This is a genomic window from Shouchella clausii, assembly GCF_002250115.1.
GTDB lineage: Bacteria > Bacillota > Bacilli > Bacillales > Bacillaceae_D > Shouchella > Shouchella clausii.
In genome coordinates, this window is record NZ_CP019985.1 from 3,482,604 (window position 1) to 3,508,204 (window position 25,601).

The 25,601-nt window shown below is 46.2% G+C and carries 25 protein-coding genes; all 25 read left to right on the forward strand.

The window, feature by feature from the left end:
* Window position 1 precedes the first annotated feature (1 nt).
* The 25 genes from rbfA (at window position 2) to pgsA (ending at window position 25,595) form a co-directional block, all read left to right on the forward strand.
* Complete coding sequence (gene rbfA, locus BC8716_RS16965) at window positions 2-358, forward strand: 30S ribosome-binding factor RbfA (protein WP_094427617.1); 357 nt, start codon at window positions 2-4, stop codon at window positions 356-358.
* Between the two features lie 88 nt (window positions 359-446).
* A complete protein-coding gene (truB, locus tag BC8716_RS16970) occupies window positions 447-1,355 on the forward strand; it encodes a tRNA pseudouridine(55) synthase TruB (RefSeq protein ID WP_094427619.1) in 909 nt (302 codons plus the stop codon).
* Between the two features lie 16 nt (window positions 1,356-1,371).
* Window positions 1,372-2,325 carry a riboflavin biosynthesis protein RibF gene (gene ribF / locus BC8716_RS16975; protein WP_094427622.1) on the forward strand — a complete coding sequence of 318 codons (954 nt, stop codon included), beginning with the start codon at window positions 1,372-1,374 and terminating at the stop codon, window positions 2,323-2,325.
* Window positions 2,326-2,553: 228 nt separating this feature from the next.
* Complete coding sequence (gene rpsO, locus BC8716_RS16980; RefSeq protein ID WP_011247066.1) at window positions 2,554-2,823, forward strand: 30S ribosomal protein S15; 270 nt, start codon at window positions 2,554-2,556, stop codon at window positions 2,821-2,823.
* A gap of 170 nt (window positions 2,824-2,993) precedes the next feature.
* Entirely contained in the window at window positions 2,994-5,123 is a 2,130-nt protein-coding gene (locus BC8716_RS16985; RefSeq protein ID WP_094427624.1) for a polyribonucleotide nucleotidyltransferase, read from the forward strand.
* A 106-nt stretch (window positions 5,124-5,229) separates the two neighbouring features.
* Complete coding sequence (locus BC8716_RS16990; RefSeq protein ID WP_094427626.1) at window positions 5,230-6,231, forward strand: polysaccharide deacetylase family protein; 1,002 nt, start codon at window positions 5,230-5,232, stop codon at window positions 6,229-6,231.
* Window positions 6,224-7,468, forward strand: a complete 1,245-nt coding sequence (locus BC8716_RS16995) for a M16 family metallopeptidase (protein ID WP_094427629.1) — start codon at window positions 6,224-6,226, stop codon at window positions 7,466-7,468. Before BC8716_RS16990 ends, BC8716_RS16995 begins: the two co-directional genes overlap by 8 nt.
* Window positions 7,469-7,515: 47 nt before the next feature.
* Complete coding sequence (locus BC8716_RS17000; RefSeq protein WP_062750821.1) at window positions 7,516-7,746, forward strand: YlmC/YmxH family sporulation protein; 231 nt, start codon at window positions 7,516-7,518, stop codon at window positions 7,744-7,746.
* 174 nt (window positions 7,747-7,920) lie between these two features.
* On the forward strand, window positions 7,921-8,805 hold the full coding sequence (gene dpaA / locus BC8716_RS17005) for a dipicolinic acid synthetase subunit A (protein WP_094427631.1): 885 nt from the start codon (window positions 7,921-7,923) through the stop codon (window positions 8,803-8,805).
* Between the two features lie 16 nt (window positions 8,806-8,821).
* On the forward strand, window positions 8,822-9,403 hold the full coding sequence (dpaB, locus tag BC8716_RS17010) for a dipicolinate synthase subunit B (protein ID WP_094427633.1): 582 nt from the start codon (window positions 8,822-8,824) through the stop codon (window positions 9,401-9,403).
* 92 nt (window positions 9,404-9,495) lie between these two features.
* Window positions 9,496-10,548 (forward strand): aspartate-semialdehyde dehydrogenase, encoded by a 1,053-nt coding sequence (asd, locus tag BC8716_RS17015; RefSeq protein WP_094427635.1) that lies wholly within the window; start codon window positions 9,496-9,498, stop codon window positions 10,546-10,548.
* Between the two features lie 11 nt (window positions 10,549-10,559).
* Complete coding sequence (gene dapG, locus BC8716_RS17020) at window positions 10,560-11,777, forward strand: aspartate kinase (RefSeq protein WP_094427638.1); 1,218 nt, start codon at window positions 10,560-10,562, stop codon at window positions 11,775-11,777.
* Between the two features lie 25 nt (window positions 11,778-11,802).
* Window positions 11,803-12,693: a 4-hydroxy-tetrahydrodipicolinate synthase gene (gene dapA, locus BC8716_RS17025; protein ID WP_094427640.1), complete on the forward strand. Its 891-nt coding sequence runs from the start codon at window positions 11,803-11,805 to the stop codon at window positions 12,691-12,693.
* A 520-nt stretch (window positions 12,694-13,213) separates the two neighbouring features.
* On the forward strand, window positions 13,214-14,881 hold the full coding sequence (locus BC8716_RS17030; protein WP_094427642.1) for a ribonuclease J: 1,668 nt from the start codon (window positions 13,214-13,216) through the stop codon (window positions 14,879-14,881).
* Window positions 14,882-15,035: 154 nt separating this feature from the next.
* Complete coding sequence (locus BC8716_RS17035) at window positions 15,036-15,767, forward strand: ClpP family protease (RefSeq protein WP_011247055.1); 732 nt, start codon at window positions 15,036-15,038, stop codon at window positions 15,765-15,767.
* On the forward strand, window positions 15,764-15,985 hold the full coding sequence (locus BC8716_RS17040) for a YlzJ-like family protein (protein WP_094427647.1): 222 nt from the start codon (window positions 15,764-15,766) through the stop codon (window positions 15,983-15,985). The genes BC8716_RS17035 and BC8716_RS17040 overlap by 4 nt, the downstream gene beginning before the upstream one ends.
* Before the next feature lie 132 nt (window positions 15,986-16,117).
* Window positions 16,118-18,460 carry an FtsK/SpoIIIE family DNA translocase gene (locus BC8716_RS17045; protein ID WP_094427649.1) on the forward strand — a complete coding sequence of 781 codons (2,343 nt, stop codon included), beginning with the start codon at window positions 16,118-16,120 and terminating at the stop codon, window positions 18,458-18,460.
* Window positions 18,461-18,501: 41 nt separating this feature from the next.
* The gene (locus tag BC8716_RS17050; RefSeq protein WP_257007944.1) at window positions 18,502-19,212 is read left to right on the forward strand and encodes a GntR family transcriptional regulator; all 711 of its coding nucleotides are present in this window, start codon (window positions 18,502-18,504) and stop codon (window positions 19,210-19,212) included.
* Between the two features lie 157 nt (window positions 19,213-19,369).
* Entirely contained in the window at window positions 19,370-20,647 is a 1,278-nt protein-coding gene (yfmF, locus tag BC8716_RS17055; RefSeq protein ID WP_094427653.1) for an EF-P 5-aminopentanol modification-associated protein YfmF, read from the forward strand.
* Entirely contained in the window at window positions 20,647-21,939 is a 1,293-nt protein-coding gene (gene yfmH / locus BC8716_RS17060) for an EF-P 5-aminopentanol modification-associated protein YfmH (RefSeq protein ID WP_094427654.1), read from the forward strand. Before yfmF ends, yfmH begins: the two co-directional genes overlap by 1 nt.
* Window positions 21,936-22,649, forward strand: a complete 714-nt coding sequence (ymfI, locus tag BC8716_RS17065; RefSeq protein WP_094427656.1) for an elongation factor P 5-aminopentanone reductase — start codon at window positions 21,936-21,938, stop codon at window positions 22,647-22,649. Before yfmH ends, ymfI begins: the two co-directional genes overlap by 4 nt.
* A gap of 72 nt (window positions 22,650-22,721) precedes the next feature.
* A complete protein-coding gene (locus BC8716_RS17070) occupies window positions 22,722-22,970 on the forward strand; it encodes a DUF3243 domain-containing protein (RefSeq protein ID WP_094427658.1) in 249 nt (82 codons plus the stop codon).
* A 193-nt stretch (window positions 22,971-23,163) separates the two neighbouring features.
* Window positions 23,164-23,931, forward strand: a complete 768-nt coding sequence (locus tag BC8716_RS17075) for a DUF3388 domain-containing protein (protein WP_011247047.1) — start codon at window positions 23,164-23,166, stop codon at window positions 23,929-23,931.
* Between the two features lie 21 nt (window positions 23,932-23,952).
* A complete protein-coding gene (locus BC8716_RS17080) occupies window positions 23,953-24,861 on the forward strand; it encodes a helix-turn-helix domain-containing protein (RefSeq protein ID WP_094427660.1) in 909 nt (302 codons plus the stop codon).
* 155 nt (window positions 24,862-25,016) lie between these two features.
* Window positions 25,017-25,595, forward strand: a complete 579-nt coding sequence (pgsA, locus tag BC8716_RS17085) for a CDP-diacylglycerol--glycerol-3-phosphate 3-phosphatidyltransferase (protein WP_011247045.1) — start codon at window positions 25,017-25,019, stop codon at window positions 25,593-25,595.
* Window positions 25,596-25,601: the final 6 nt, after the last annotated feature.

Genomic DNA, 25,601 nt, shown 5'->3' on the forward strand with positions numbered 1-25,601 from the left:
TGTGGCGAATAACCGTGCTGTTCGCGTCGGCGAACAAATGAAAAAAGAATTGAGTGACATCCTTATTCGCGACATTAAAGATCCCCGTGTCCGTTTTGTCACGGTGACCGGGGTAGATGTCACAGGGGATTTACAACAAGCAACGGCTTTTATTACGGTGCTCGGTGATGATGAAGAACGCAAAGCGACCCTTGCTGGCCTTGAAAAGGCAAAAGGGTTTATCCGAACGGAATTGGGCAAGCGCATTCGCCTTCGGAAAACACCTGAGCTCAGTTTTTCGTTCGATGAATCGATTCAATACGGCAACCGAATTGAAAGCTTATTGCGCGATTTGAACAAAAACGATTCGAACGAGTAGTTGCAAAAGGAGAGCGCGCAGACGCTGTCCTGAGGGTAGCGCACTGACGCTATCCTTTCTTTTTTTAGTAAGACAGGGAGTGATGTTGATGGAGCCAACAGGGATTGTGGTGCTCGACAAACCGAAAGGATGGACATCCCACGATTGTGTCCACCAAATGCGGAAATGGTTTCAAACACGGAAAGTCGGCCATACAGGGACGCTCGATCCCGAAGTGGATGGCGTTTTGCCGATCTGCATCGGCAAAGCGACAAAAGTGGTCAAATACATGTCCGATTACGATAAAACGTATATAGGGGAAGTCACATTCGGCGTGGCGACGACTACGGAAGACGCACACGGTGAAGTAGTAGAAGAGAAACGCGTCGATAAACCGTTTACGCGTACGGAAATTGAGGCGTTGCTGCAAGCCTTTATCGGCAAAATCGAGCAAACCCCCCCCTATTATTCGGCTGTAAAAGTAAACGGCAAACGCTTGTATGAATACGCTAGAGCGGGCATCGAAGTCGAGCGGCCAACGCGCACAGTGGAAATAAAAGCGTTGACATTGACGGAAATAACAACTGCGAAGCCAGGTTGTTTTTCGTTTGCCTTTTCTGTTACGTGTACAAAAGGCACTTACATTCGTACACTTGCTGTTGACATAGGGAAAAAGGCAGGCTACCCTGCCCATATGTCAAAGCTGACACGGACAGCATCTGGCCCGTTTACACAAGCAGATGCCATTCCTTTATCTGCATTTGCGGAAATGAGTTTCGATGAGCGCCTGAATAAGTTGCGACCCCTTGATACGGCTCTTCAGCATTTTCCACGGGTCACTGCCGATAAGGAGCTGGAAAAACGAATACGCAATGGTGCTGTCCTGAAGAAAAGCGCTTCTTTTGGAGACAGGCGTTTTTTGTTTTATAATGAACAAGGAGATTGCTTGGCATTGTATCAAGCACATCCAACAAAGGCTGGGCTTATTAAACCAGAAACGTTATTTTGTCATGTTTAACGGTAAAGGGGGAAAAGTGGTGGTAGTGGAGCTAGATCTAGATTCGATTAGCCACATAGAGGCCCCAGCGCCAACAGCTATGGCTCTTGGCTATTTTGACGGCGTTCATAAAGGGCACAAGGCGGTCATCGAAACCGCTAAAGCAGAAGCGGAAAAACGGGGCATTCAGTCTGCGGTGATGACGTTTTACCCCCATCCGAAAGAAGTGCTTGGTAAACCGGATCAGCCAATTGATTATTTGACGCCTCTGCAAGCAAAAGTGGTGCGCTTAAAGGCGTTAGGGGTCGACGTTGTCTACGTTGTCAATTTTACAAAGGCGTTTTCGAAACTGACGCCACAAGCGTTTATCGAGCGGTTCGTAATTGGTTTAAACGTCAAGCATGTGGTGGCAGGCTTTGACTTTACATACGGCGTTAAAGGGGAAGGCAAGATGGACGATATTGACCGTTATGCTAACGGGCGCTTTACGCATACAACGGTCGAACAAGTGAGCGATGAGCAAGAAAAGATTTCGTCAACGCGTATTCGCAAACAGCTGTCAGAAGGAAATGTCAGCGAAGCGGCCAGGCTCCTCGGCTACCCGTATGTTTTCTCTGGAACAGTTGTCCATGGAGACGCACGGGGACGGCTAATTGGCTATCCGACTGCAAACATCGTTGCAAAAGAGCGGTTTATTGTGCCGAAAACAGGCGTCTATGTTGTCACATTGACACATGCGGGCAACACATACCAAGGAATGGCGAACATTGGCTATAAACCAACATTTGTCGATGATTTAGCAAAGCCAATTGTGGAAGTGAACATTTTCGACTTCAATAAGGAGATATACGGGGAGACGGTGGAAGTCGCGTTTTACGAGCGGATTCGTTCGGAACAAAAATTTAGCGGCATTGACGAAATCAAAGCACAGCTTGGCCGTGACCGTGCAACGGCGTTGCAGTTTTTCAAGCAACATACGGCAAATGGCTAAACGTTGACGTCTTTAAGGGGAAGACAACGTTTTTAGAGCGTCCAAGTGATATTTGCGATGTAGTTACAGGCAAAGAAGCTATAAAATGAACGCTTGCATTTCCAGATCAATCAAGCTATCATAGAAAGTGTCTGCATCCCCATGTGGACACGACACCCGTTTCTTGGCAAAACGACTCACCACCGTTTGCTCAGAAATTGGGGTTTTAGGGAAAAGGAGGTGGCTCTGATGGCATTGACACAAGAGCGTAAAAATGAATTGATTGCAGAATTTAAAACGCATGAGACAGACACTGGTTCTCCAGAAGTCCAAGTCGCTATTCTTACGGAGCAAATTAACACTTTGAACGATCACTTGCGCACGCATAAAAAAGATCACCACTCTCGTCGTGGCCTTTTGAAAATGGTCGGTCAACGTCGCAACTTGCTAACTTATTTACGTAATAAAGACGTAACGCGTTACCGTAACCTTGTTGACAAGCTTGGCTTGCGTCGATAGTTTTGCAAAAAAGCGGGGGATGATCTCCCGCTTTTTTCTTCATGCGCTTCATTAGCAGGCGACAAGCTTAGAAAAATGGAAAACAACCCTAATTTCACTCTTTTAAACTTGTTCTGATTCGGTCATAATAAGAAAGAAGAATTTTAGTTGTACGAGAGGAGTACACATTCATGGATCAAGAACGTCATGAGTTTTCAATTGACTGGGCTGGACGGACATTAAGCGTCGAAGTCGGTCAATTAGCCAAACAAGCCAACGGAGCGGTTCTCGTCCGTTATGGCGATACAGCTGTTCTTTCAACAGCTACTGCTTCAAAAGAACCAAAAGACCTTCCTTTCTTTCCGTTAACGGTCAATTATGAAGAACGTTTATATGCAGCAGGAAAAATTCCAGGCGGGTTTATTAAACGGGAAGGACGTCCAAGCGAACGGGCGATTTTAACAAGCCGTTTGATTGACCGTCCAATTCGACCGCTGTTTCCAGATGGGTTTCGTAACGATGTCCAAGTAATCAGCATTGTGATGAGCTCTGACCAAGACGCCTCTCCTGAAATGGCGGCAATGATCGGTTCATCACTGGCTCTTTGTGTTTCTGACATTCCGTTTGAAGGACCGATTGCTGGTGTGACTGTTGGAAGAATTAATGGCGAATTCATTATGAACCCAACGCCCGCTCAACTTGCAGAGAGCGATATTGACCTAACTGTAGCTGGAACAAAAGAAGCGATCAATATGGTGGAAGCTGGTGCAAAAGAAGTCCCGGAAGACGTTATGTTAGAAGCGATTTTAGCTGGGCATGAGAACATTAAAAAAATGATTGCTTTCCAAGAAAAAGTGGTTGAAGTTTGCGGCAAAGAAAAACGTGAAGTGCAGCTGAAAACATTTGACGCTGAATTGGAAGCGCGATTACGTGAAAGTGCCGAAGCTAGCATCAAAGAAGCAGTTCGGATTGCGGAAAAACACGCACGCCAAGATGCGATCGATGAGATCATTGCTGCACAAGTCGAACAATATTCAGACGATGACAGCGTCGATGTGGACGAAGTAAAAGAGATTTTGCAAATGTTCGTTAAGGAAGAAGTCCGTCGCTTAATTACTGTTGAAAAAATCCGTCCTGATGGACGAGGTGTTGATGAAATCCGCCCGTTATCGTCGCAAATCAAGCTGCTGCCTCGTACACATGGCTCCGGTCTATTTACAAGAGGACAAACACAAGCACTTAGTGTCTGTACGCTTGGTGCCCTTGGCGATGTACAAGTGCTAGATGGCTTGGGCATCGAAGAGACGAAGCGGTTTATGCACCACTACAATTTTCCGCAGTTTAGCGTCGGGGAAACCGGTCCGATTCGCGCGCCAGGACGCCGGGAAATCGGTCATGGAGCCCTTGGCGAACGTGCGCTTGAGCAAGTCATTCCAAGTGAGCAAGAGTTTCCTTATACGATCCGGCTCGTATCTGAAGTGTTGGAGTCGAACGGATCAACTTCACAAGCAAGCATTTGTGCAAGCACGTTAGCGATGATGGACGCAGGTGTGCCAATTAAAGCCCCAGTGGCAGGCATTGCGATGGGGCTTGTCAAACAAGGGGAGCACATGACGGTGCTTACTGATATCCAAGGCATGGAAGACGCTCTTGGCGATATGGACTTTAAAGTCGCTGGCACAGCGAATGGCGTTACAGCTTTGCAAATGGATATAAAAATTTCCGGCATTAACCGCGAAGTGCTCGAACAAGCCCTTGAACAAGCAAAACAAGGACGAATGAAAATTTTAAGCAACATGATGGAGGCCATTGACAAACCTCGTGCCGAGTTGTCGGAGTATGCGCCAAAAATCTTGACGCTAACGATCAATCCGGACAAAATCCGCGATGTCATTGGACCAAGCGGCAAGGTCATCAATAAAATCATTGAGGAAACAGGCGTGAAAATAGACATTGAGCAAGACGGCACTGTCTATATTTCTTCCCTAGATACCGCGATGAACCAAAAAGCGAAACAAATCATTGAAGATCTTGTTCGAGAAGTCCAAGTCGGTGAAACGTACCATGGGAAAGTTAAACGCATTGAAAAGTTTGGTGCCTTTGTCGAACTGTTTAAAGGCAAAGATGGCTTGCTCCATATCTCACAAATTGCTGAAGAACGGATCAACAAAGTCGAAGACGTTTTCAAGCTCGGTGATGAAGTAGACGTCCGCGTCACTGAAATTGACAATCAAGGACGAGTCAATTTGTCTCGCAAAGTCCTGTTAAAAGAACAACGGGAAAAGCAAGAAAAAGAAGCAAAAGATACAGCCAACGAATAAGAAACAAAGACTGGGGAAAATTCCTAGTCTTTTTTTATGGGCAAACGTCTAGTCCTCTTCTTTTGCTCATAGACATGCTAGTAAGTATCTAGCAGGAGGGGACACAATGAAACAAAAATGGCTTCACTTCTGTTTGTGTGGTGTCATGGTCGTGCTGGCAATAGGCGCGATTCAAAACCCATTTTCGCTTCAGTATATCGACACCTTGAAAACAAACGCAACGGAAGATGTAGATACAGAAGAGAATGAGTTGTTAAAACAAATTAAAGCGCATGCAGAAAAAGTGGCGATTCCAGCAACAAACGCACGCATTGACAAAGTCTGGAAAGCGTTGCCAGGTTACAACGGGCTTGAGGTCGACATTGAACAATCTTATAATAAAATGAAGGAGTCTGGAAGTTTCAACCAGTCAAAACTCGTCTTTAAAGAAACAAAACCGGATGTCCATCTTGAGGATCTGCCACCAGCCCCTACGTATAAAGGCCACGAAGAAAAGCCGATGGTTAGCTTTTTAATCAATGTTGCCTGGGGAAATGAGTATTTGCCTGATATGTTAAAAGTGTTGCAGCAGTATGATGTCAAAGCGACGTTTTTTTTAGATGGATCATGGGTGAAAAAAAATCCACAACTTGCTGTAATGATTAAAGAAGAAGGCCATGAGATTGGCAGCCATGCTTATTCGCACCCTCACATGAATGCCCTCTCTAAGGCGGAAATAGACGAAGAGTTGACAAAAACGACGGAAGTAATTGAAGCAACACTGGATGTCACACCAAAATGGTTTGCTCCCCCAAGCGGCGAATTTAACCAACTGGTGGTTGAACGAGCTGCTGCATACGATATGCGTACCATTTTATGGACAGTCGATACAATTGACTGGAAAAAGCCCGAACCATCTGTTATGGTTGAACGGGTTGTCAATCAAATGCAGGCAGGCTCGATGTTGTTAATGCATCCGACAGAATCATCGTCAAAAGGGCTTGAAGCGATTATACAAGGGATGCAAGAAAAACAGTTGCAGATCGGGACTGTTAGCGATTTAATGGATGAAACAAGAATTGCCGCAAAGATGGCAGCTGAGAGCAATGGGGGTACAAAACGTGATTAAAAAAGAGACGCTGGACAACGGCGTGCGAATTATTGCGGAGGCCAACGAGGCCATTCGGTCTGTTGCGATTGGCATCTGGGTAAAAACAGGCTCCCGCAATGAAACAAATGAGGAAAATGGCATTTCCCATTTTATTGAACATATGTTGTTTAAAGGAACGAAAACGCGTTCAGCCAAACAAATCGCAGAAGCGTTTGATCGCATTGGCGGACAGGTCAATGCGTTTACGGCAAAAGAATACACATGCTACTACGCTAAAGTTTTAGATGAGCATGCTGCTTTTGCCCTTGATGTACTACAAGATATGTTTTTTGACTCTATCTTTGATGAAACAGAAATCGAGCGCGAGAAAAAAGTGGTGCTCGAAGAAATCAAAATGGTGGAGGACACACCAGACGACCTCGTCCACGATTTGCTTAGTCAAGCTGTCTTTGGCCGTTCCTCGCTGGCGAACCCAATTCTTGGCACAGAAGACACGCTCCAAACATTTCACCGTCAGCAAATCAGTGATTACATGAAGCGTTTCTATACAGGCGAACGGGTCGTCGTGTCGGTTTGCGGCCATTTTGATGAGAGGCTAATTGAGCAGGTCAGGCAGACGTTTTCACGGGTGAAACGAACCCCTGAACCGTTTGCTGTGCCAAAAGCGACTTTCTCGCCAACAGTGAAATACCGCCAGAAAGATTCCGAGCAAGCCCATCTATGTTTAGCCTACCCTGGCTTAGAAATTGGTTCAAACCGTTCATTCGGGCTGATTTTGCTAAACAATGCCCTTGGCGGCAGCATGTCGAGCCGTTTATTCCAAACCATTCGCGAAGAACAAGGCTTATGCTATTCTGTTTTCTCTTATCATTCTTCGTATGAACGAATTGGTACGCTTACGATTTATGCAGGTACGCAAATGGCACAGTTGCCAAAGTTAACAGAAGCTCTTGCTGAAGTAACGAAAGCGGTACGTGCAGAAGGTCTTAGCCAAAAAGAATTGGAAAATAGCAAAGAGCAGCTCAAAGGCAGCATTATGCTTGGGCTTGAAAGCACAAGCAGCCGCATGACACGAAATGGCAAAAATGAATTGCTGTTGCAAGAACATAAAACATTAGACGAGTTGATCGCCGATATTAATGCTGTCAGTTTAGAGATGGTCAACGATCTAGCTTGCCAGCTCCTTGGGGCCACGCCGGCCGTTTCGCTTGTCGCCTCAAGCGAAACAATGCCGCCAACGATTTTCAGCAACTAGTCTACTTTCTTTTCGACGTACATACATTGGAATAAGAGGTGATGGGCTTGCGGCTAAGTGAAATTGCTAACAAAGAAATCATTGATTTTGAGAAAGGCGAACGTCTTGGTGTTTTAGGACAGACAGATGTGCTGTTTGACGAGCATACAGGGGAAATTCACGCCTTTGTTGTGCCGACGAGCCGCTGGTACCAATTTAACCGCAAAGACAAAGAAGTGACGGTTTATTGGCAGCAAATCAAAAAAATCGGCCAAGACATGATTATTATTGAAACATAAGAATGGTGGTCGACTTTGGCGGCCACCCCAATGAGGCTGAGAGAAACGCTCGCATACGTCGTCGTTTGCCTACAGGCTGAAAGCTTGCATTTGCAAGCTTTTTTTTGTGCCTGCACCGATTGGTTCACTTAGTCATATGCTTTAAAAGAAGCAACGCATAAAAGGAGGATCAGCATGCTCACTGGAACCCATGTGGTCATGATTGGCGGCGATGCACGCCAGCTTGAGATCATTCGCAAATTATCGGCACTAGATGCAAAAATTTCCCTTGTTGGTTTTGAACAATTAAACGATGGCTTCATTGGCACAAGCAAGCAAGAGTTGCCTGAGATCGAGTGGTCGACAGTGGATGCGATTTTGTTGCCGGTAGGCGGCATGTCCAATGATGGTCTCATTGCCAGCGTTTTCTCAAACCAGGAATTAAAATTGAAAGCAGCTTACTTAAATGAAACGCCTGACCATTGCACGATTTATACTGGCATTTCGACAGACCGATTAGAAAAATTGGCCGCAAAAGCGAAATGCAAAATTGTCCTATTAATGGACCGCGATGATGTGGCAATTTACAACTCGATTCCAACAGCTGAAGGCGCAGTCATGCTGGCGATTCAGCATACAGATCATACGATCCACCATGCGAAAGTGGCGGTGCTCGGCCTTGGCCGCATCGGCATGACCATTGCCCGCACATTCCATGCCCTTGGTGCGAGCGTTTTTGTCGGCGCAAAGGAAACGGCATTGCTCGCCCGTGCCTTCGAACTCGGAGTCGAGCCTTTTCCCCTTACCGCACTAAAAGAAACGTTAAAAAACATCGATCTCATTATCAATACCATCCCAGCCAGAATTGTCACGTCTGACGTCCTCGCCGAATTACCACAACATGCTTTTGTCCTTGACTTGGCGTCAAAACCTGGCGGCGTTGATTTTGCGTATGCCAAAAAAAGAGGCTTGAAAGCCATGCACGTTCCTGGTCTTCCAGGCATGGTCGCCCCGAAAACAGCGGGCAAGATTTTAGCAAATGTTTTAAGTGATTTGCTTCATGAACAAACACAATCATAATGAAGGAGCGTGCGCGATGCTTAAAGGCAAACATATAGGGTTTGGCCTAACTGGCTCACATTGCACATTTGACGCTGTTTATCCGCAAATTGAGAATTTGGTTAAGCTCGGCGCGAAAGTCACCCCTTTTTTAACCTATACAGTAGAGACGACAGACACCAAGTTCGGCGACAGTGGGGATTGGATGAAACGGCTGCAAACGATCACTTCTGAGCCATTTGTCAATTCAATGGTCAAAGCAGAGCCCTTTGGGCCGAAAACCCCTCTCGATTTAATGATTATTGCCCCGATGACAGGAAATTCGATTTCCAAATTTGCGAATGCGATGACAGACAGCCCAGTACTCATGGGGGCAAAAGCGACATTGCGCAACGGCAAACCTGTTTTGCTTGGAATTTCTACAAACGATGGCCTCGGATTGAACGGCGTCAACATTATGCGCTTAATGGCGACAAAAAATATTTACTTTATTCCATATGGCCAAGATGACCATGTGAAAAAGCCGAATTCCCTTGTAGCCCATATGGATCAACTAATTCCTGCAGCTGAAGCAGCGATGCACGGCAACCAACTTCAGCCTGTTCTTGTACAAAAATAGGCTTTGGACAGTTGCGTATCGTCGGGAAATCCCGTAAAGTTTAGTAGAGGATAAGAGATAGATAGCTGAACTTTGAGGGAGGATACGAAACCATGAACGAACAACAACATTTTGACGTCGCTGTCGTCGGAGCAACCGGCGCAGTCGGCCAGCAAATGCTGAAAACATTAGAACAACGTGATTTTCCAATTAAGAGCCTAAAGCTCCTTTCATCGAAACGTTCGGCTGGAAAACAAATAACGTTTAAAGGCCAATCTTATACAGTCGAAGAGGCGACGCCTGAGTCGTTTCAAGGTGTACAATTAGCCCTTTTCTCAGCAGGCGGTTCAGTGTCAAAAGCGCTTGTTCCTGAAGCGATTAAACGCGGAGCTGTTTGCGTCGACAACACGAGCGCATTTCGGATGGACGCTGACGTGCCCCTTGTCGTGCCTGAAGTCAATGAAAGCGATTTGCACAACCACCAAGGTGTAATTGCCAATCCAAATTGTTCCACGATCCAAATGGTAGTTGCGTTGGAGCCGATCCGCCAAAAGCTTGGATTAAAGAAAGTGATCGTGTCCACATACCAAGCCGTTTCAGGTGCAGGGCTTGAAGCAGTCGAGGAAATGGAAAAGCAAACACGGGCCATTTTGGATGGGAAAGAAGCAACGGCAGAAGTGCTGCCGGTCGCGAAAGAGAAACGCCATTACCAAATTGCTTTTAACGCAATTCCGCAAATTGATGTGTTTCAAGATAATGGCTATACGTTCGAGGAAATGAAAATGATTAATGAAACGAAGAAGATCATGCATATGCCTGAACTTGAAGTGGCTGCTACATGCGTGCGTTTGCCAATTGAAACGGGCCACTCAGAATCTGTCTACTTCGAAACGGAGCAGTCTGGCGCAAGCGTAAAAGAAATCCAAGCTTTGCTAAGCGAAGCGCCAGGCATCACACTCCAAGACAACCCAGCAGAACAGCTTTACCCCCTCGTCACAAATGCAGTCGGCAAAAACGACGTATTCGTCGGCAGAGTGCGCCGCGACTTAGATCGTGACAATGGCTACCATGCTTGGGTTGTATCTGACAATCTTTTAAAAGGGGCAGCTTGGAATTCCGTGCAAATCGCAGAAAGCCTCATCAAGCTGAACCTATTGAACAAGTGAGTGAATCAAACATGAAAATCATTATCCAGAAATTTGGCGGTACATCTGTAAAAACGGACGAATCGAGGCTGCAAGCGGTGCGCCATGTTCAAAAAGCAGTCAATGACGGCTACAAAGTTGTCGTTGTTGTCTCAGCGATGGGCCGAAAAGGCGATCCTTATGCAACCGATACGCTGCTTAGCCTCGTTAGCAAATCCCGCATCACGAAGCGGGAACAAGACTTGCTTGTTTCTTGCGGCGAGACGATTTCAGCGGTTGTATTTTCAGATCTCCTCAATGCACACGGCGTCCAAGCGACGGCCATGAACGGAGCGAAAGCAGGATTTCGTACAAACGAGGAGTTCGGCAACGCGAAAATTAAAGAAATGAAATGCGAGCATTTGCTTAAAAAGCTAGAGACAGAAGATGTCGTCGTTGTTGCCGGTTTTCAAGGACAGTCGAAAAGCGGCGATGTAACGACGCTCGGCCGCGGTGCGAGCGATACATCGGCAACAGCTCTGGGCGCAGCTCTTCACGCGGAGTGGGTTGACATTTTTACTGATGTAGAAGGTGTTATGACCGCCGATCCTCGGATTGTCAGCGACGCGAGAGCATTGGAAGCCATGTCTTACAATGAAATTTGCAACATGGCGTACCAAGGCGCAAAAGTCATCCATCCGCGGGCGGTGGAAATTGCCATGCAAGCGAAAATTCCGATCCGGATTCGCTCCACTTACTCAGACAACGAGGGGACGCTCGTCACGGCCCTTGGCGCTTCCCATTCAATGGATGTAAACGAACGGATGATTACAGGAATTGCCCATGTGGCGAATGTGACGCAAATCAAAGTTGCTGCAAAAGAGGGCCAGCTTGACTTACAGGAAAATGTGTTTAAGTCGATGGCCCAAGCTAAGATTAGTGTAGACTTTATTAACATTAGCCCTAGTGGGGTGACCTATACTGTCAGTGATGAGGCGGCAGATAAAGCAAAACAAGTGCTTGAGCGTCTTGGATACACGCCTGAGCTTCGGCGCGGGTGCGCGAAAGTGTCCGCTGTGGGAGCAGGAATGAGCGGTGTACCTGGCGTTGCTGCGAAAATTGTCAGCGCCTTAAGTGGAGAGAATGTACAAATTTTGCAATCGGCAGATTCCCATACAACGATTTGGGTATTAGTCAAAAATGAAGATATGAAAAAGGCAGTGAATGCTCTGCACAAAATGTTTCAGCTCAGTGAAGCGACAACTGTGTAATTTCTTATAAACGGAGGGGGCGCATGTGAAACCAACAGGAAAATACGGCCCAGTGTGGACAGCTATGGTAACGCCGTTTCAATCAACGGGCGCAATCGATTATCAGCAGGCAGAGCAGCTTATCGAGCATTTGATTGCAAACGGAACCGATGTCCTCATTGTAGCCGGGACAACCGGAGAATCACCGCTGCTGTCCAAAGAAGAAAAACTAGAGCTGTTCGCTTTTTGTGTCAAACAGGCCAACGGGCGTGCGGCCGTCGTAGCTGGCACAGGCTCCAATGATACGCATGCTTCGGTTGAGCTAACAAAGGCGGCGGAAAAGACAGGCGTCGACGGTGTCATGCTTGTCACTCCGTATTACAATAAACCGTCGCAACAAGGGCTTTTTTCCCATTTTAATGAAATTGCCAACGAGACAAACTTGCCAGTCATGCTGTACAACGTTCCAGGCAGGACGGGAGTCAACCTTGAGGCGGAAACAACGATCGCCCTTGCGAATGTCAAAAATATCGTGGCGATTAAAGAAGCAAGTGGCAATTTGGAACAAATTGCGGCCATCATCGAGCATACGCCAGCCTCATTTGCTGTTTATAGCGGTGACGATAGCATGACGCTACCGATTTTAGCGATTGGCGGAGATGGGATCGTTTCTGTTGCCTCCCATCTAATTGGCAAGGAAATGCAAGCGATGGTTGGCGCGTTTCAGGCAGGGGAAAATGCAAAAGCGGCAATGATGCACCGCAAGCTGTTGCCTGTCATGCAAGCTCTATTCCTAGCTCCAAATCCAGCGTGTGTAAAGTATGCGCTTAACAAAAGCGGCATTGACGTTGGCGAAGTGAAACCCCCTCTTGCCCCTGTAAACGATCAGGAAAAAGTGGTGGTTGACCAGGCGCTGGCGAAAATCAAATCGCTATAAGCCTCATGTGAATGCTACTGACGCTTGATGCCGAGATGCAAAACCGTATGAAGATGCATAAGCATATGCGGTGAGCAACGAAGAAAGCGAGCGTTTGTCTATCGTCTAAAGCCCCTATTGCAGCTGGCTGCAATAGGGGCTTTTCGCTGTGTGCGAACGTGGTCAATGAAATCCCCCTTGTTTTTATCTTGAAAATTAAGGTATACTAAGTTCCAAGTGATGCGTTCGGGTAAAGGTGGTCATGGAAGCCGCCATTGTTAAAAAAGAAAAATCGGCATTGGAACGGAACGAAATCGGAAAATGATAGCTCGGTTCTCTAAATGTTCAATCAGTTAATGTGTGTTTCCAAGAAGCGCCACGGTCGCTTTAAACAGGGAATGGTTGAATGTTTGAAGCCGCGTGTTGTTTGTCGTGCGAGATTGGCGTCCATGAAGCCTGAAGTACGCACTAAACGGAATTTGAAACGATTACAAGAACAACCAGTTAAGTATGACTAGCGTTGTAACTAGGAGGAAAATCATTGTCTAAGCAAGAAACAGAAAAAGTGCGTGTGTTTGCCCTCGGCGGAGTCGGCGAAATCGGCAAAAATATGTACGGCATTGAAGTAGATGAGGATATCATTGTCATTGACGCGGGTTTAATGTTCCCTGATGACGATATGCTTGGAGTCGACATCGTTATTCCAGATGTGTCTTATTTAGTGGAAAACGAAGAACGTGTACGGGGAATTATTCTGACACATGGACACGAGGACCATATAGGCGGATTGTCGTATGTGCTGAAGAAAATCAACGTGCCTGTGTATGCCACAAAGCTAACGTTAGGACTCGTTGAGGAGAAATTGAAAGAGGCAGGCATTCATAGGCACGCAGAACTGCGCTTAATCGATTCCAACTCGCGCATTAAGTTAGGAAATACACCAGTATCTTTCTTTCGTGTTAGCCATAGCATTCCAGATTGCGTTGGTGTTTGCGTGGAAACGGCCCAAGGCGCTATTGTTCATACAGGTGATTTTAAGTTTGACCAAACACCAGTCGATGGAAAGCATGCTGATATCGGAAAAATGGCAGCAATTGGCCAAAAAGGTGTGCTCTGCCTCATGTCTGATTCAACGAATGCAGAGCGGCCAGGGACAACGAAATCGGAAGCTGAGGCTGGCAAAGGTATAAAAGACGTGTTCGCTCGTACAAAAGGGCGCCTTATTGTCACCTCGTTTGCTTCAAATGTCCATCGAATCCAGCAAGTAATCCAAGCGGCTTCCGCTACCAATCGAAAGCTTGCGGTTGTTGGCAAAAGCATGGTGCGCGTTATTACCATTGCTGGAAAGCTTGGCTACTTGAAAATACCGAAAGATTTATTAATTGATATGGACGAAGTGAACAAGCATAAACCAGAAAAAGTGGCGATTTTGACAACAGGAAGCCAAGGGGAACCGATGTCAGCATTAACGCGGATGGCAAAAGGAGCACACCGCCATATTACGATTACGCCAAATGACACAGTGATTATTGCTGCTACAGCGATTCCTGGAAATGAGACAAGCGTATCCGCTGTCATCGACCAGCTTTACCGGATCGGCGCCGAGGTGATTTATGGCAACCAAGCTGTCCATGCCTCTGGCCATGGTTCACAAGAAGAACTAAAGTTGATGCTGAATTTGATGCGTCCAAAGTTTTTCTTGCCGATACACGGAGAAATCCGCATGCAGCATGCGCACCGGCAATTGGCTTTGCAAGTCGGCATGAAAAAAGAACGGATTTATATAGTCGAAAAAGGGGAAGTCATTGAATTCAATAAACAACAAGCGCGGCGTGGCCCTAAAGTGCCATCGGGCCATGTGCTCATTGACGGACTTGGTGTCGGCGATGTCGGCAACATTGTCTTGCGCGATCGCCGCTTGCTTTCTAAAGATGGCATTTTAGTCGTCGTTGTCACATTGAACAAAAAGACAAACACGATTGTATCTGGACCGAATATTATTTCCCGCGGATTTGTCTATGTCCGTGAATCAGAAGAGCTTCTCGAGAAATCAAATGAGCTTGTGACCTCCATTTTGCAAAAATGTGTGACAGAAAATGTCAATGAGTGGTCAAGCTTAAAAAGCAACATTCGTGAAGGCTTAAGCCGCTACTTATTTGAAAAAACAAAAAGGCGGCCAATGATCTTGCCGATCATTATGGAAGTGTAGCCGTAAGTTTTTTGAAAAAAGCGTTATATGCATGAACATTTAAAAGCCTGAGCCCCTTCCTTGAATGGGGCTCAGGCTTTCTTAGAGCGGCAACACATAATAATGAATGCTTCACCCCATACTACTTTTATGTAAAGAGAAGGGTGTGGACAAGATGGAAAATGAAGAGCAACCTGCTCCAGAAGAGCCGAAAGAAAAACAAGAAGAGAAAAGCACGCTTGTCGAAAAAATCCAGCAGCTCGGGCAATCGAATGTGCCGGATATGGGCGCTTCCAACATCCATTGCATGACGGTCGTTGGCCAAATTGAAGGGCATATGCAACTGCCCCCGCAAAACAAAACGACAAAATATGAGCACATGATTCCACAGTTGGTGGCCGTCGAACAGAATCCGAAAATTGAAGGGTTGTTAATTATTTTAAACACAGTAGGCGGCGATGTCGAAGCAGGGTTGGCCCTATCGGAAATGATCGCTTCGATCTCAAAACCAACCGTTACACTTGTGCTTGGCGGTGGGCATTCCATTGGCGTGCCGATTGCTACAGCGGCAAGCTATTCGTTTATTGCTGAAACAGCAACGATGACGATCCATCCTGTACGCCTGACTGGCCTCGTCATTGGCGTACCGCAAACATTTGAATATTTGGATAAAATGCAAGACCGCGTCATTCGCTTTGTCACGTCCCATTCGCAAATATCGGAAGAAAAGTTTAAAGAATTAATGTTTTCAAAGGGCAATCTCACACGGGACATTGGTACGAATGTGATTGGCACAGATGCGGTCGAATATGGCCTTATCAATGAAGTGGGCGGCATTGGCCAAGCGATAAGAAAGCTGAATGAAATGATTGAGGAACAGAAAGCAGACGGGGAGGTTATCCAATGATTTTGTACACGACGACTCCTTATGAACTTCTTTTTCCTGAAGAAGAGACGGTTTACCAAAGTCAACAACTGATTGACTGTGACGCTGGCCAGCTTGTCGTTGAACGGATTGACGATGGCAACTTTCGAGTCATCCGTCTCCTTTCGAGTGATCCAAATGCCTTTTTAAAACCTGAATACGCTCCAGGCTCATTGCTTTCAGCGAGATGGATTCCATAAAAAACCGTTAAAAACGGAATCGCTGTAGTGGTGGGCGCCGAAAACATGGTATGATATAATAACAACAGTCGATTTTAAGCAGCCTCGCGTTTAGGCTGCTTGTTCGAGTATGATTTTCTAGAGGGTGACTCCATGGCAAAACGCAAGAAACGAAAAAAAAACCAGTGGAAGTCCCAGTTGACTTTTGAACTTGTAGGATTAGGCCTACTTGTAGTGGCTCTTGTCACGCTGGCCCGATTAGGGAGCGTAGGGGAAGCATTTGTCCGTTTATTTCGTTTCTTCTTAGGAGAATGGTTTGTCGTTTTGGCGCTTGGTTTTTTTGTAAGCGCATTGTACATCATGATTAAACGGAAAAAACCGGCCTTGTGGGGAAGGCGTTTAGCTGGACTGTACACAATCGTGATTTCGATGGCGATTTTGGCCCACATCAGCTTATTCCGTGAACTTCAGCTAACTGGCAACGTCAGCGATGAATCGGTTTTGCGGGGGACGTGGAACCTGTATTGGGAAGAAATGACGTCTGGCCAGTCTGCCGATCTTGGCGGTGGTATGGTTGGGGCAGTTGGCTATGCAGTAAGCCATTTTTTGTTTGCCAACGCAGGTACATATTTGTTCTGTTTTATCCTCATTATGATTGGCGCGATTTTAATTTCCGGGCGCTCCTTTGGAGAAATGGTCGGAAAAGCTTACCGGCGTACGTATTTGTTTGTAACTGATTTTGTGAAAGCGGCATGGCAAGACTTTGCTTCTTGGCGGAAACAGGCAAAAGTGAAAATGAATGAAGAACGCCAACAAAAGAAAGTGCGCCAGAAGAAAAAACAGCAAACAAACGAGGAAGTAGAGGAACAGGAGCTAGAACCATGGGATAAACAGACAGAGCCAGAAATTGTCGATTTCACGCAAAATGCACAGGTAACGCCTGAAGAGCAAACGGTCCATCCTGTTAAGCAAGGAAAGAAAGAAGGCGCTAGTGAAGTGGCGGAGGCTGGCGGAACAGATGAGGACGGAGCCCTGATGCCGGCTGGCTTGGTGCAGATGGAACAAGCAAATGAATCCTATACATTGCCAAGTCTCGACTTGTTGCTGACGCCTGATAAGCCAGAACAAAAGCAGGAAAAGCAACAATTGACATCCAATGCCCGCAAATTGGAAAAAACACTTGCTAGCTTCGGAGTGAACGTCCGTGTCTCCAAAGTTCATTTAGGTCCAGCCGTCACAAAGTATGAAGTCAATCCAAGCATTGGCGTAAAAGTAAGCAAAATTGTCAACTTGGCAGATGACCTTGCTTTGGCGCTTGCTGCAAAAGACATTCGCATTGAAGCACCAATCCCGGGGAAATCAGCTGTCGGCATTGAAGTGCCTAATCAGGAAATTGCGATTGTTTCTTTAAAGGAAGTGCTTGAAGGGGCTGCTTCACGACAACATGAAGTGCTTTCCGTTGGACTTGGCCGTGACATTTCAGGGGAACCTGTGCTGGCGCCGCTAAATAAAATGCCCCATTTGCTTGTGGCAGGGGCAACAGGCAGTGGCAAAAGTGTGTGCATCAACGGCATCATTACAAGCATTTTAATGAAAGCAAAACCCCATGAAGTGAAGCTGATGATGATTGATCCCAAAATGGTTGAGCTAAACGTGTACAACGGCATTCCCCATTTATTGACACCCGTAGTCACAGAACCGAAAAAAGCGTCTCAAGCATTAAAAAAAGTTGTTGCTGAAATGGAACGACGCTATGACTTGTTTTCACATACTGGCACACGCAATATCGAAGGCTATAATGACTATATTCGCCGCCACAATGAAACGGAAGAGGGCAAGCAGCCATTGTTGCCCTATATTGTCGTCATTGTGGACGAGCTCGCCGACTTAATGATGGTGGCGTCTGGCGATGTCGAAGATTCAATCGCTCGCCTTGCGCAAATGGCACGAGCAGCGGGCATTCATATGATTATTGCTACGCAGCGGCCGTCTGTAGATGTGATTACTGGCGTCATTAAGGCCAACATCCCGTCGCGGATAGCTTTCGGCGTTTCGTCGCAAACTGATTCGCGCACGATTTTGGACTCTGGCGGTGCCGAAAAGCTACTAGGCCGCGGGGATATGCTCTATTTGCCAATGGGCGCAACAAAGCCGACGCGTATACAAGGGGCATTTTTATCGGATCAGGAAGTTGAAAGAGTTGTTGAATATGTCATTTCTCAGCAAAAAGCCCAATATGTAGAAGAAATGACGCCTTCGGTTGACCAGGCAACAAACAGCGAGCCTGAAGATGACTTATACAACGACGCTGTTGACTTAGTCGTGGAAGTCGGTACTGCATCCGTGTCGATGATCCAGCGCCGCTTTCGCGTCGGCTATACACGGGCAGCGCGCATTATTGATGAAATGGAAGCGAGAGGCGTTGTTGGCCCATATGAGGGCAGTAAGCCTAGGGAAGTACTGATCAGCCGTAATGATGAAGAGGCAACTTCATAAACTAGAAAGAAAGGGTTGCGATAGAGAGGATGGAATCGGTGATGAAGGCGGATCATCGGCCGCTTTATATACAAGTGATCGATCAGTTAAAGGAAGAAATCAGCCACTACAGTGAAGGGAGTAAGCTCCCATCTGAATATGAGCTTGCCAAGCAGCTAGGTGTAAGCAAAGAAACATTGCGGGAAGCGTTGCGCCTACTAGAGGAAGACGGACTCGTCGTAAGGCGCTACGGCGTAGGCACATTTGTGCCTTCAAAGCCGCTGTTTTCAGCGGGAATCGAAGAGCTGCAAAGTGTAACCAACATGATTGCGTCTGCAAATATGACGCCAGGCACGATTTATTTGTCGTCAACGATCGAAGTTTCGGCAGAAGAAGACAGAGCGCGTTTTAATCGATCGAAATCGTTTGAAATGCTCCAACTTGAGCGTGTACGGACAGCAGACGGTATGCCTGTCGTTTACTGCCTTGACCAGCTTCCGGCGGATTTAGTCGGCAACCGCTCTATTCATGAAATGAAGTCGATCTTTCAGTTTTTAGAAGAGGCAGGCCGACCAATTGCTTATGCGCTTGCCTCGATTGAGCCGATCGGCTACCATGAGCATGTAACGGAAGTGCTGGAGTGCACTCCTGAAACGGCGCTTCTTCTTTTAAGACAAACCCATTATGATCACCATGATCAAGCGGTGCTCCACTCTGTCAATTATTTTCGGTCTGACAAATTTAAGTTTAATGTTGTAAGAAAAAGCAAATAAGCAAAAAACCGCCACCTCCGGCGGTTTTTAGACGTTGCGGATGATTTGCCGCCTTTGTTGGCACACTAAAAGGGGCCGCTGTTGCATCGTCTTCCTTACTCGCAGCATGCGAGAAGGATTGGAACAACAAATTTAAGTTTGTAAAGGAAGTGAGCAAATGGTTGATTTACAAGTGCGCTCATCGCAGCGGGCAGGCATGAATATTCATTATTGGAAAACGGACAAATTTAAAACCGTTACATTTTTACTAATGGCTAAAGCGCCATTGAATGAACGTACATTGACAGTAAGAGCACTTATACCTTCTATTTTGCAAAGTGGCACTAAAAACTATAGCAATCGCAAACAACTTAGGCGCAAACTTGATGATATGTATGGAGCGATTTTAACGGGCGATGTTCAAAAAAAAGGCGAGCAGCATGTGCTTAGCTTTCGCATGGAAATAGCCAGTGAGCGGTTTTTGACAGGCCAACAGCCATTATTGAAAGAAGCGCTTTCCCTTTTTAAAGAAGTTGTTTTTGAGCCAAGACTAGAAGATGGGGCTTTCGCGAAAGCGATTGTTGAGCAAGAAAAACGTGCCTTGTCACAGCGGATTGCAGCGATTTATGACGACAAAATGCGTTATGCCAACGTTCGGATCACAGAGGAAATGTTCAAAGGCGAAGCGTTTTCACTTCCAGCTTATGGACGCGTTAGCGACCTTGATACACTCGATGAACAAGCGATTTACCAAGCGTATGAACGGATGGTCACCGAAGACCGTTTTGACCTTTATATCATTGGCGCCTACGATGAAAACGAGCTGACTCGCTCTATCGAGGAGCTATTCACACAAAACCGCCAACCAAAAGCGGAAGGACAAGCAGCAGCCAAGAGCCCGGTCCACATAACCGAAAAACTCGTGACGGAAAACCAAAAAGTCAAACAAGGCAAATTGCATATTGGCTTTCGTACCCATACAACGTTTGGCGATGAAGATTATGAGGCGATGCAAGTCGCCAATGGCATTTTTGGCGGATTCCCGTCGTCAAAGTTGTTTCGAAATGTCCGTGAAAAAGAAAGTCTTGCTTATTATGCCGCATCTCGCCTTGAAAGTCATAAAGGCGTGCTAATGGTAATGGCCGGGATTGAATTTAATAAATTTGAACGTGCGGTTGCTATTATAAAGGAACAAGCAGAGGCTATGAAAACAGGGGAATTTGACGAGGAAACGATTGAACAGACAAAAGCGATGCTCATCAATCAAATGCTAGAAGCGATTGATACACCAAGGGGATTTGTCGAACTGTCTTACCATGAAATGGTTGCAGGGACGACTTATCCAATTGGCGAGCGGATTGAAGCGTTAAAGAAAGTCACGAAAACAGACATTGTCAATGCAGCGAACAAATGGGAATTGGATACGATTTACTTTTTGAAAGGGGAGAGTGAATAATGAAGCCGCTTAAATTTAAACAGCTAGAAGAGACGCTTTATTATGAGCAACTTGATAATGGGCTTGATGTTTACATTCTTCCAAAGCCAGGGTTTCACAAAACGTTTGCCACTTTTACAACTAAATACGGTTCGATTGATAACCATTTTGTTCCTCTTGGACAGACAGAGCCAGTAAAAGTCCCAGACGGCATTGCCCACTTTCTAGAGCACAAAATGTTTGAAAGCGAAGAAGGCGATGTTTTTCATACATTTGGCAAACAAGGGGCACAAGCGAACGCTTTTACAAGCTTTACCCGCACCGCTTATTTATTTTCAAGCACATCCAACGTCAACCAAAATGTTGAAACGCTGCTTGACTTTGTTCAACACCCTTATTTTACCGATGAAACAGTGGAAAAAGAAAAAGGCATTATAGGACAAGAAATTACGATGTATGATGATGATCCTGATTGGCGCGCTTACTTTGGGACAATTGAAAACATGTATTCATCCCACCCGGTCAAAATTGACATTGCAGGGACGATCCCGTCGATTAGCAAAATCACGAAAGAGGACTTGTACACTTGCTATGAGACGTTTTACCATCCTAGCAACATGTTGCTGTTCATTGTCGGCTCGGTGGACGTAAATGAAATGATGCAGCTCGTCCGGGCGAACCAAAGCAAAAAGGAATTTGCCGACCCAAAACCGATTGAGCGTCACGTGAAGCCTGAAGGGACGCCAGTCGACAGAGCCGAACATGTTGTCGCTATGCCTGTCCATACGCCGAAGGTATTTGTTGGCTTTAAAGAGTCAAACCCAACGCGGCAAGGGGAAGAACTGCTAAAATACGAACTGTCGTTAAATGTTTTGCTCGATCTTATGTTCGGCCCAAGTTCCGAGGCATACGAGGCTATGTATGAGGCAGGGATCATCAATGAGACGTTTGCATTTGACTATACTGCAGAATATGGGTTCGGTTTTTCAATTATCGGCGGAGACAGTACAAAGCCAGAGGAACTAAAAGAAAAAATTATTGAGACCATTGCTGCATTCAAGCAGCGTCCACTTGCGAAAGAAGAAGCGGATCGGGCCATTAAGAAAAAGATTGGCGCTTTTCTTCGTTCCTTGAACTCGCCTGAAAACATTGCCAATGAATTTACACGCTATGCGTTTAATGGCATGAATTTATTTGATGTCGTGCCGGTGCTTGAATCGTTAGAAGCATCTGACTTGGAAACAGTGCTCCATCACCATTTTAAAAGCGAGTACCGGACGGTAGCGACAGTCAAAGACGAAGACATGTCATGAAGCGCATTTTAATAACAGGGGCAACTGGAGGAATCGGGCAAGCAACGGCAGCGATCCTTGCACAAGAGGCGTCTGAGCTTTATATCCACTACTCGGAAAACATCGAGGCAGCCAACGCCTTAGTGGCCGCCGTTCCTTGTCCTTGTGTTGCCATCAAAGCCGATTTGTCTAGCGCGGATGGCGCTGCCACACTTGCAAAGCAATTACCTGCCGTGCCTAATGTGTTTGTCGATTGTGCTGGCAGCGCTGCACCTGCGCTCTTGCAAGACGTTGGCGACGATATTCTTGAAGCACAAATGCATGTGCACTTGCTTAGCCCGATCAAACTAGTACGATCCTTTTTGCCGGAAATGCTAAGAAAACGCGATGGCGTGATCGTGCTCACATCATCCATTTGGGGGCTCACAGGAGCAAGCATGGAAAGCATCTATGCTGCAGCAAAAAGCGGTTTAAATGGGTTTGTTAAAAGCATGGCAAAAGAAACGGCCATGAGCGGCATACGCATTAATGCTGTTGCTCCTGGAGCAATCGATACAAACATGCTTAGAGGCTACAGCGAGGCTGATCTTCGTCTGCTTGCTGAAGACATTCCGTACGGCAGGCTTGGGACAGCCGAGGAAGTCGCAGAGGCGATTGCCTTTTTGGCCAGCGATAAGGCATCGTACATACATGGCCAAATTCTTTCTGTCAATGGCGGTTGGTACTGTTAAGTCAGCGCATAAAGGCAAGTGAATCCGGCATACTAAGTGTGAATCTTTTTAAATTCTAAAGGAGGGATTCACATGTCAGTACTTGACAACTGGGATCAATGGAAAGATTTTTTAGGAGGGCGTCTTGACCAAGCAAAAAAAGAGGGCATGAATGAACATGTCGTAAGTGACCTTGCTTACCAAGTTGGCGAATATTTGGCTGGGCAAGTTGAGCCGAAAAACGAACAAGAACGTGTTCTTGCCGACCTTTGGAAAGTCGCTGATGAGAAAGAACAGCATGCTATCGCTAATATGATGGTAAAATTGGTAGAACAACAGTAAGGCGCCCCTGCCTGTTCGCAATTTGTGAACAGGCAGTTTTTTTACTAAAAACGGCGGTTTGTTTGGCGATTTGCGGAAATTTGCAATTTTACATAGGAAAATACTTTCCTTTTAGTAGTGTATCCTATATCATAGACCCAAGAAGAATAGCTGATTTGGTCCATTTTTCACACTCAAGAAAGGAAGTGCCGCGGTGAAAGAATGGTATTTTGAGTACCAGCTCCACGAAAACCGCCCGGGGATTCTCGGGGATATTTCTTCTCTTCTTGGCATGCTGTCCATTAATATTGTCACTATTAACGGCATTGACGACACGAGAAGAGGCATGCTTTTGCGCACTTCTGACGATGACAGCGTAAAAAGGTTTAAAGCCATCTTACATACAATTGGCAACGTAACAGTTACAAAGTTCCGCGAGCCCCGCGTTAGAGACCGATTAGCGATTCGCCATGGTCGCTATATCGAGCGAAATGCCACGGAGAAAAAAACATTTAAGTTTATTCGCAGAGAGCTAGGGCTATTAGTTGATTTTATGGCTGAATTAATGAAAAAAGAAGGCCATTATTTAATCGGCATTCGCGGCATGCCGAGAGTCGGCAAAACCGAATCGGTAGTAGCAGCAAGCGTCTGTGCGAACAAGCGCTGGAGCTTTATTTCTTCGACGCTTCTTAGGCAGACTGTACGGAGCCAGTTGGCTGAAGATGAAATGGATGGGGACAACATTTTTATTATTGACGGCATTGTGTCAACGATGAGGGCCACTGAAAAGCACCGCATGCTTGTTGACGACATCATGCGGCTTCCTGCAGTAAAAGTGGTTGAACACCCTGACATTTTTATCCGTGAGTCAGAGTACGAGCTTGAAGACTTTGACTGCATTATTGAATTGCGCAATGACGATAGTGAGCAAATTACGTATGACGTCGTCGAGCCAGGCTTTTCTTCATTTGACATAAGCTAAAGTTTGTAGGTAGGTGTGACCATGTCAGAACTAGGGAATTACTTAAAAGAGACGCGTGAAGACAAGCAGATTACGCTTGATGATCTGCAGCGTACGACCAAAATTCAAAAACGGTATTTGGCAGCGATTGAAGAAGGCAATTTTGATACGCTCCCGGGCATTTTTTATGCGCGGGCATTTGTCAAGACGTACGCGGAAGCGATTGGCCTTGATGCCGATGAAGTGCTGGAAACGTATAAAAACGAACTGCCCAATCCGCAAACGGAAGCAGTCGATTTGCCTTCACGCTCTGAACGCGTAAAAACAAGCGCGCGTACAGCGCCTTCAAGGCCAGGAAAAGGGCGTGGAAAATCGCTGGCTTCCATTTTAGTGCCAATCTTGCTCATTGCTGCTGTCGTGCTCGTCATCGTTCTTATTTGGAACGTGAGCGGCCGTGATAGCGGCGGCGAAGTTCAGAATGAGCAAGAAGCCGGGCAAACAGATACGTATGATCCGCCTGAGAATGCTGGCGATGAAGAGGAAGGCGAAGGAGCAGCTGATAAAGACGAAGCTGGCGAAGACGAAGCAGCTGACGAGGAAAGCGGATCGGAAGACGAGCAAACTGACAAAGAGCCTGAACTTTCATTGGAAGAGACATCCGGCAACGTCTCCACTTATATTCTTACAAACGTGGAGGCAATTGAAACGCTGAAAATTGAAATGGGAGAAGGCTCCTATGTGCAAGTCCGTGACCGCGATGGACAGGCAATTGAAGAAAACGGCGGAGACTACAAAGATGATTTTGAGCCAGACGTGAGCGGCCTTGACGCCCTTGAGCTTAATATTGGCAACGGTTATGGGGTTGAAAGGGTAGAAGTGAACGGCATTGAAGTCGAACTCTTGGAAACCGATCACCAGTATGTGACCATTACCGTTGAAGAACAAGAATAACCAATCGTTCCCGGCTTAGTACCGGGGACTTTTTCGTTGTTGTTGTTTTTGATTAAGCGCTGTTTTTTTCAGTACGGTGCCAACTATGGTACAATAAAAAAGTGAGTCCAGACTGGTTTCATGCAAACTGGCAAAAAGGAAGGGACGGGAAGCTTTTGAATTTAGCAAATAAAATCACCGTAGCGCGGATTTGTTTAATTCCGGCATTTATGCTGTTTTTGCTTGTCGATTGGCCACTTGGCGAAACGGAGTGGTTTCAACAGCCGATTACATACAGCATGCTTGTGGCCACAGCGATTTTTGTCGTTGCCTCTGCCACGGATTGGCTCGACGGCTACTATGCACGGAAGCTTGACCTTGTCACTAGCTTCGGCAAATTTCTCGATCCTTTGGCCGATAAGCTCCTTGTGACCGCTGCCTTAATTGGGTTAGTGGAAGCGCAGCTCGTGCCAGCTTGGATTGCCATTGTCATTATTAGTCGTGAGTTTGCGGTAACGGGCATTCGCTTAGTTGCTGCAGCAGAAGGCGATGTTATAGCGGCGAGCAAACTGGGCAAATGGAAAACGCTCACCCAGATTATCGCTATTATTGCTAGTCTTTTACATAATATCCCTTTTTCAGCTCTTTCATTTCCATTTGCTTCCATAATGCTATGGATCGCGGCTCTGTTAACGATCTGGTCTGGAATCGAATATTTTGTGAAAAACAAACACGTCATTCTAAAATCGATGTAAGGGAGA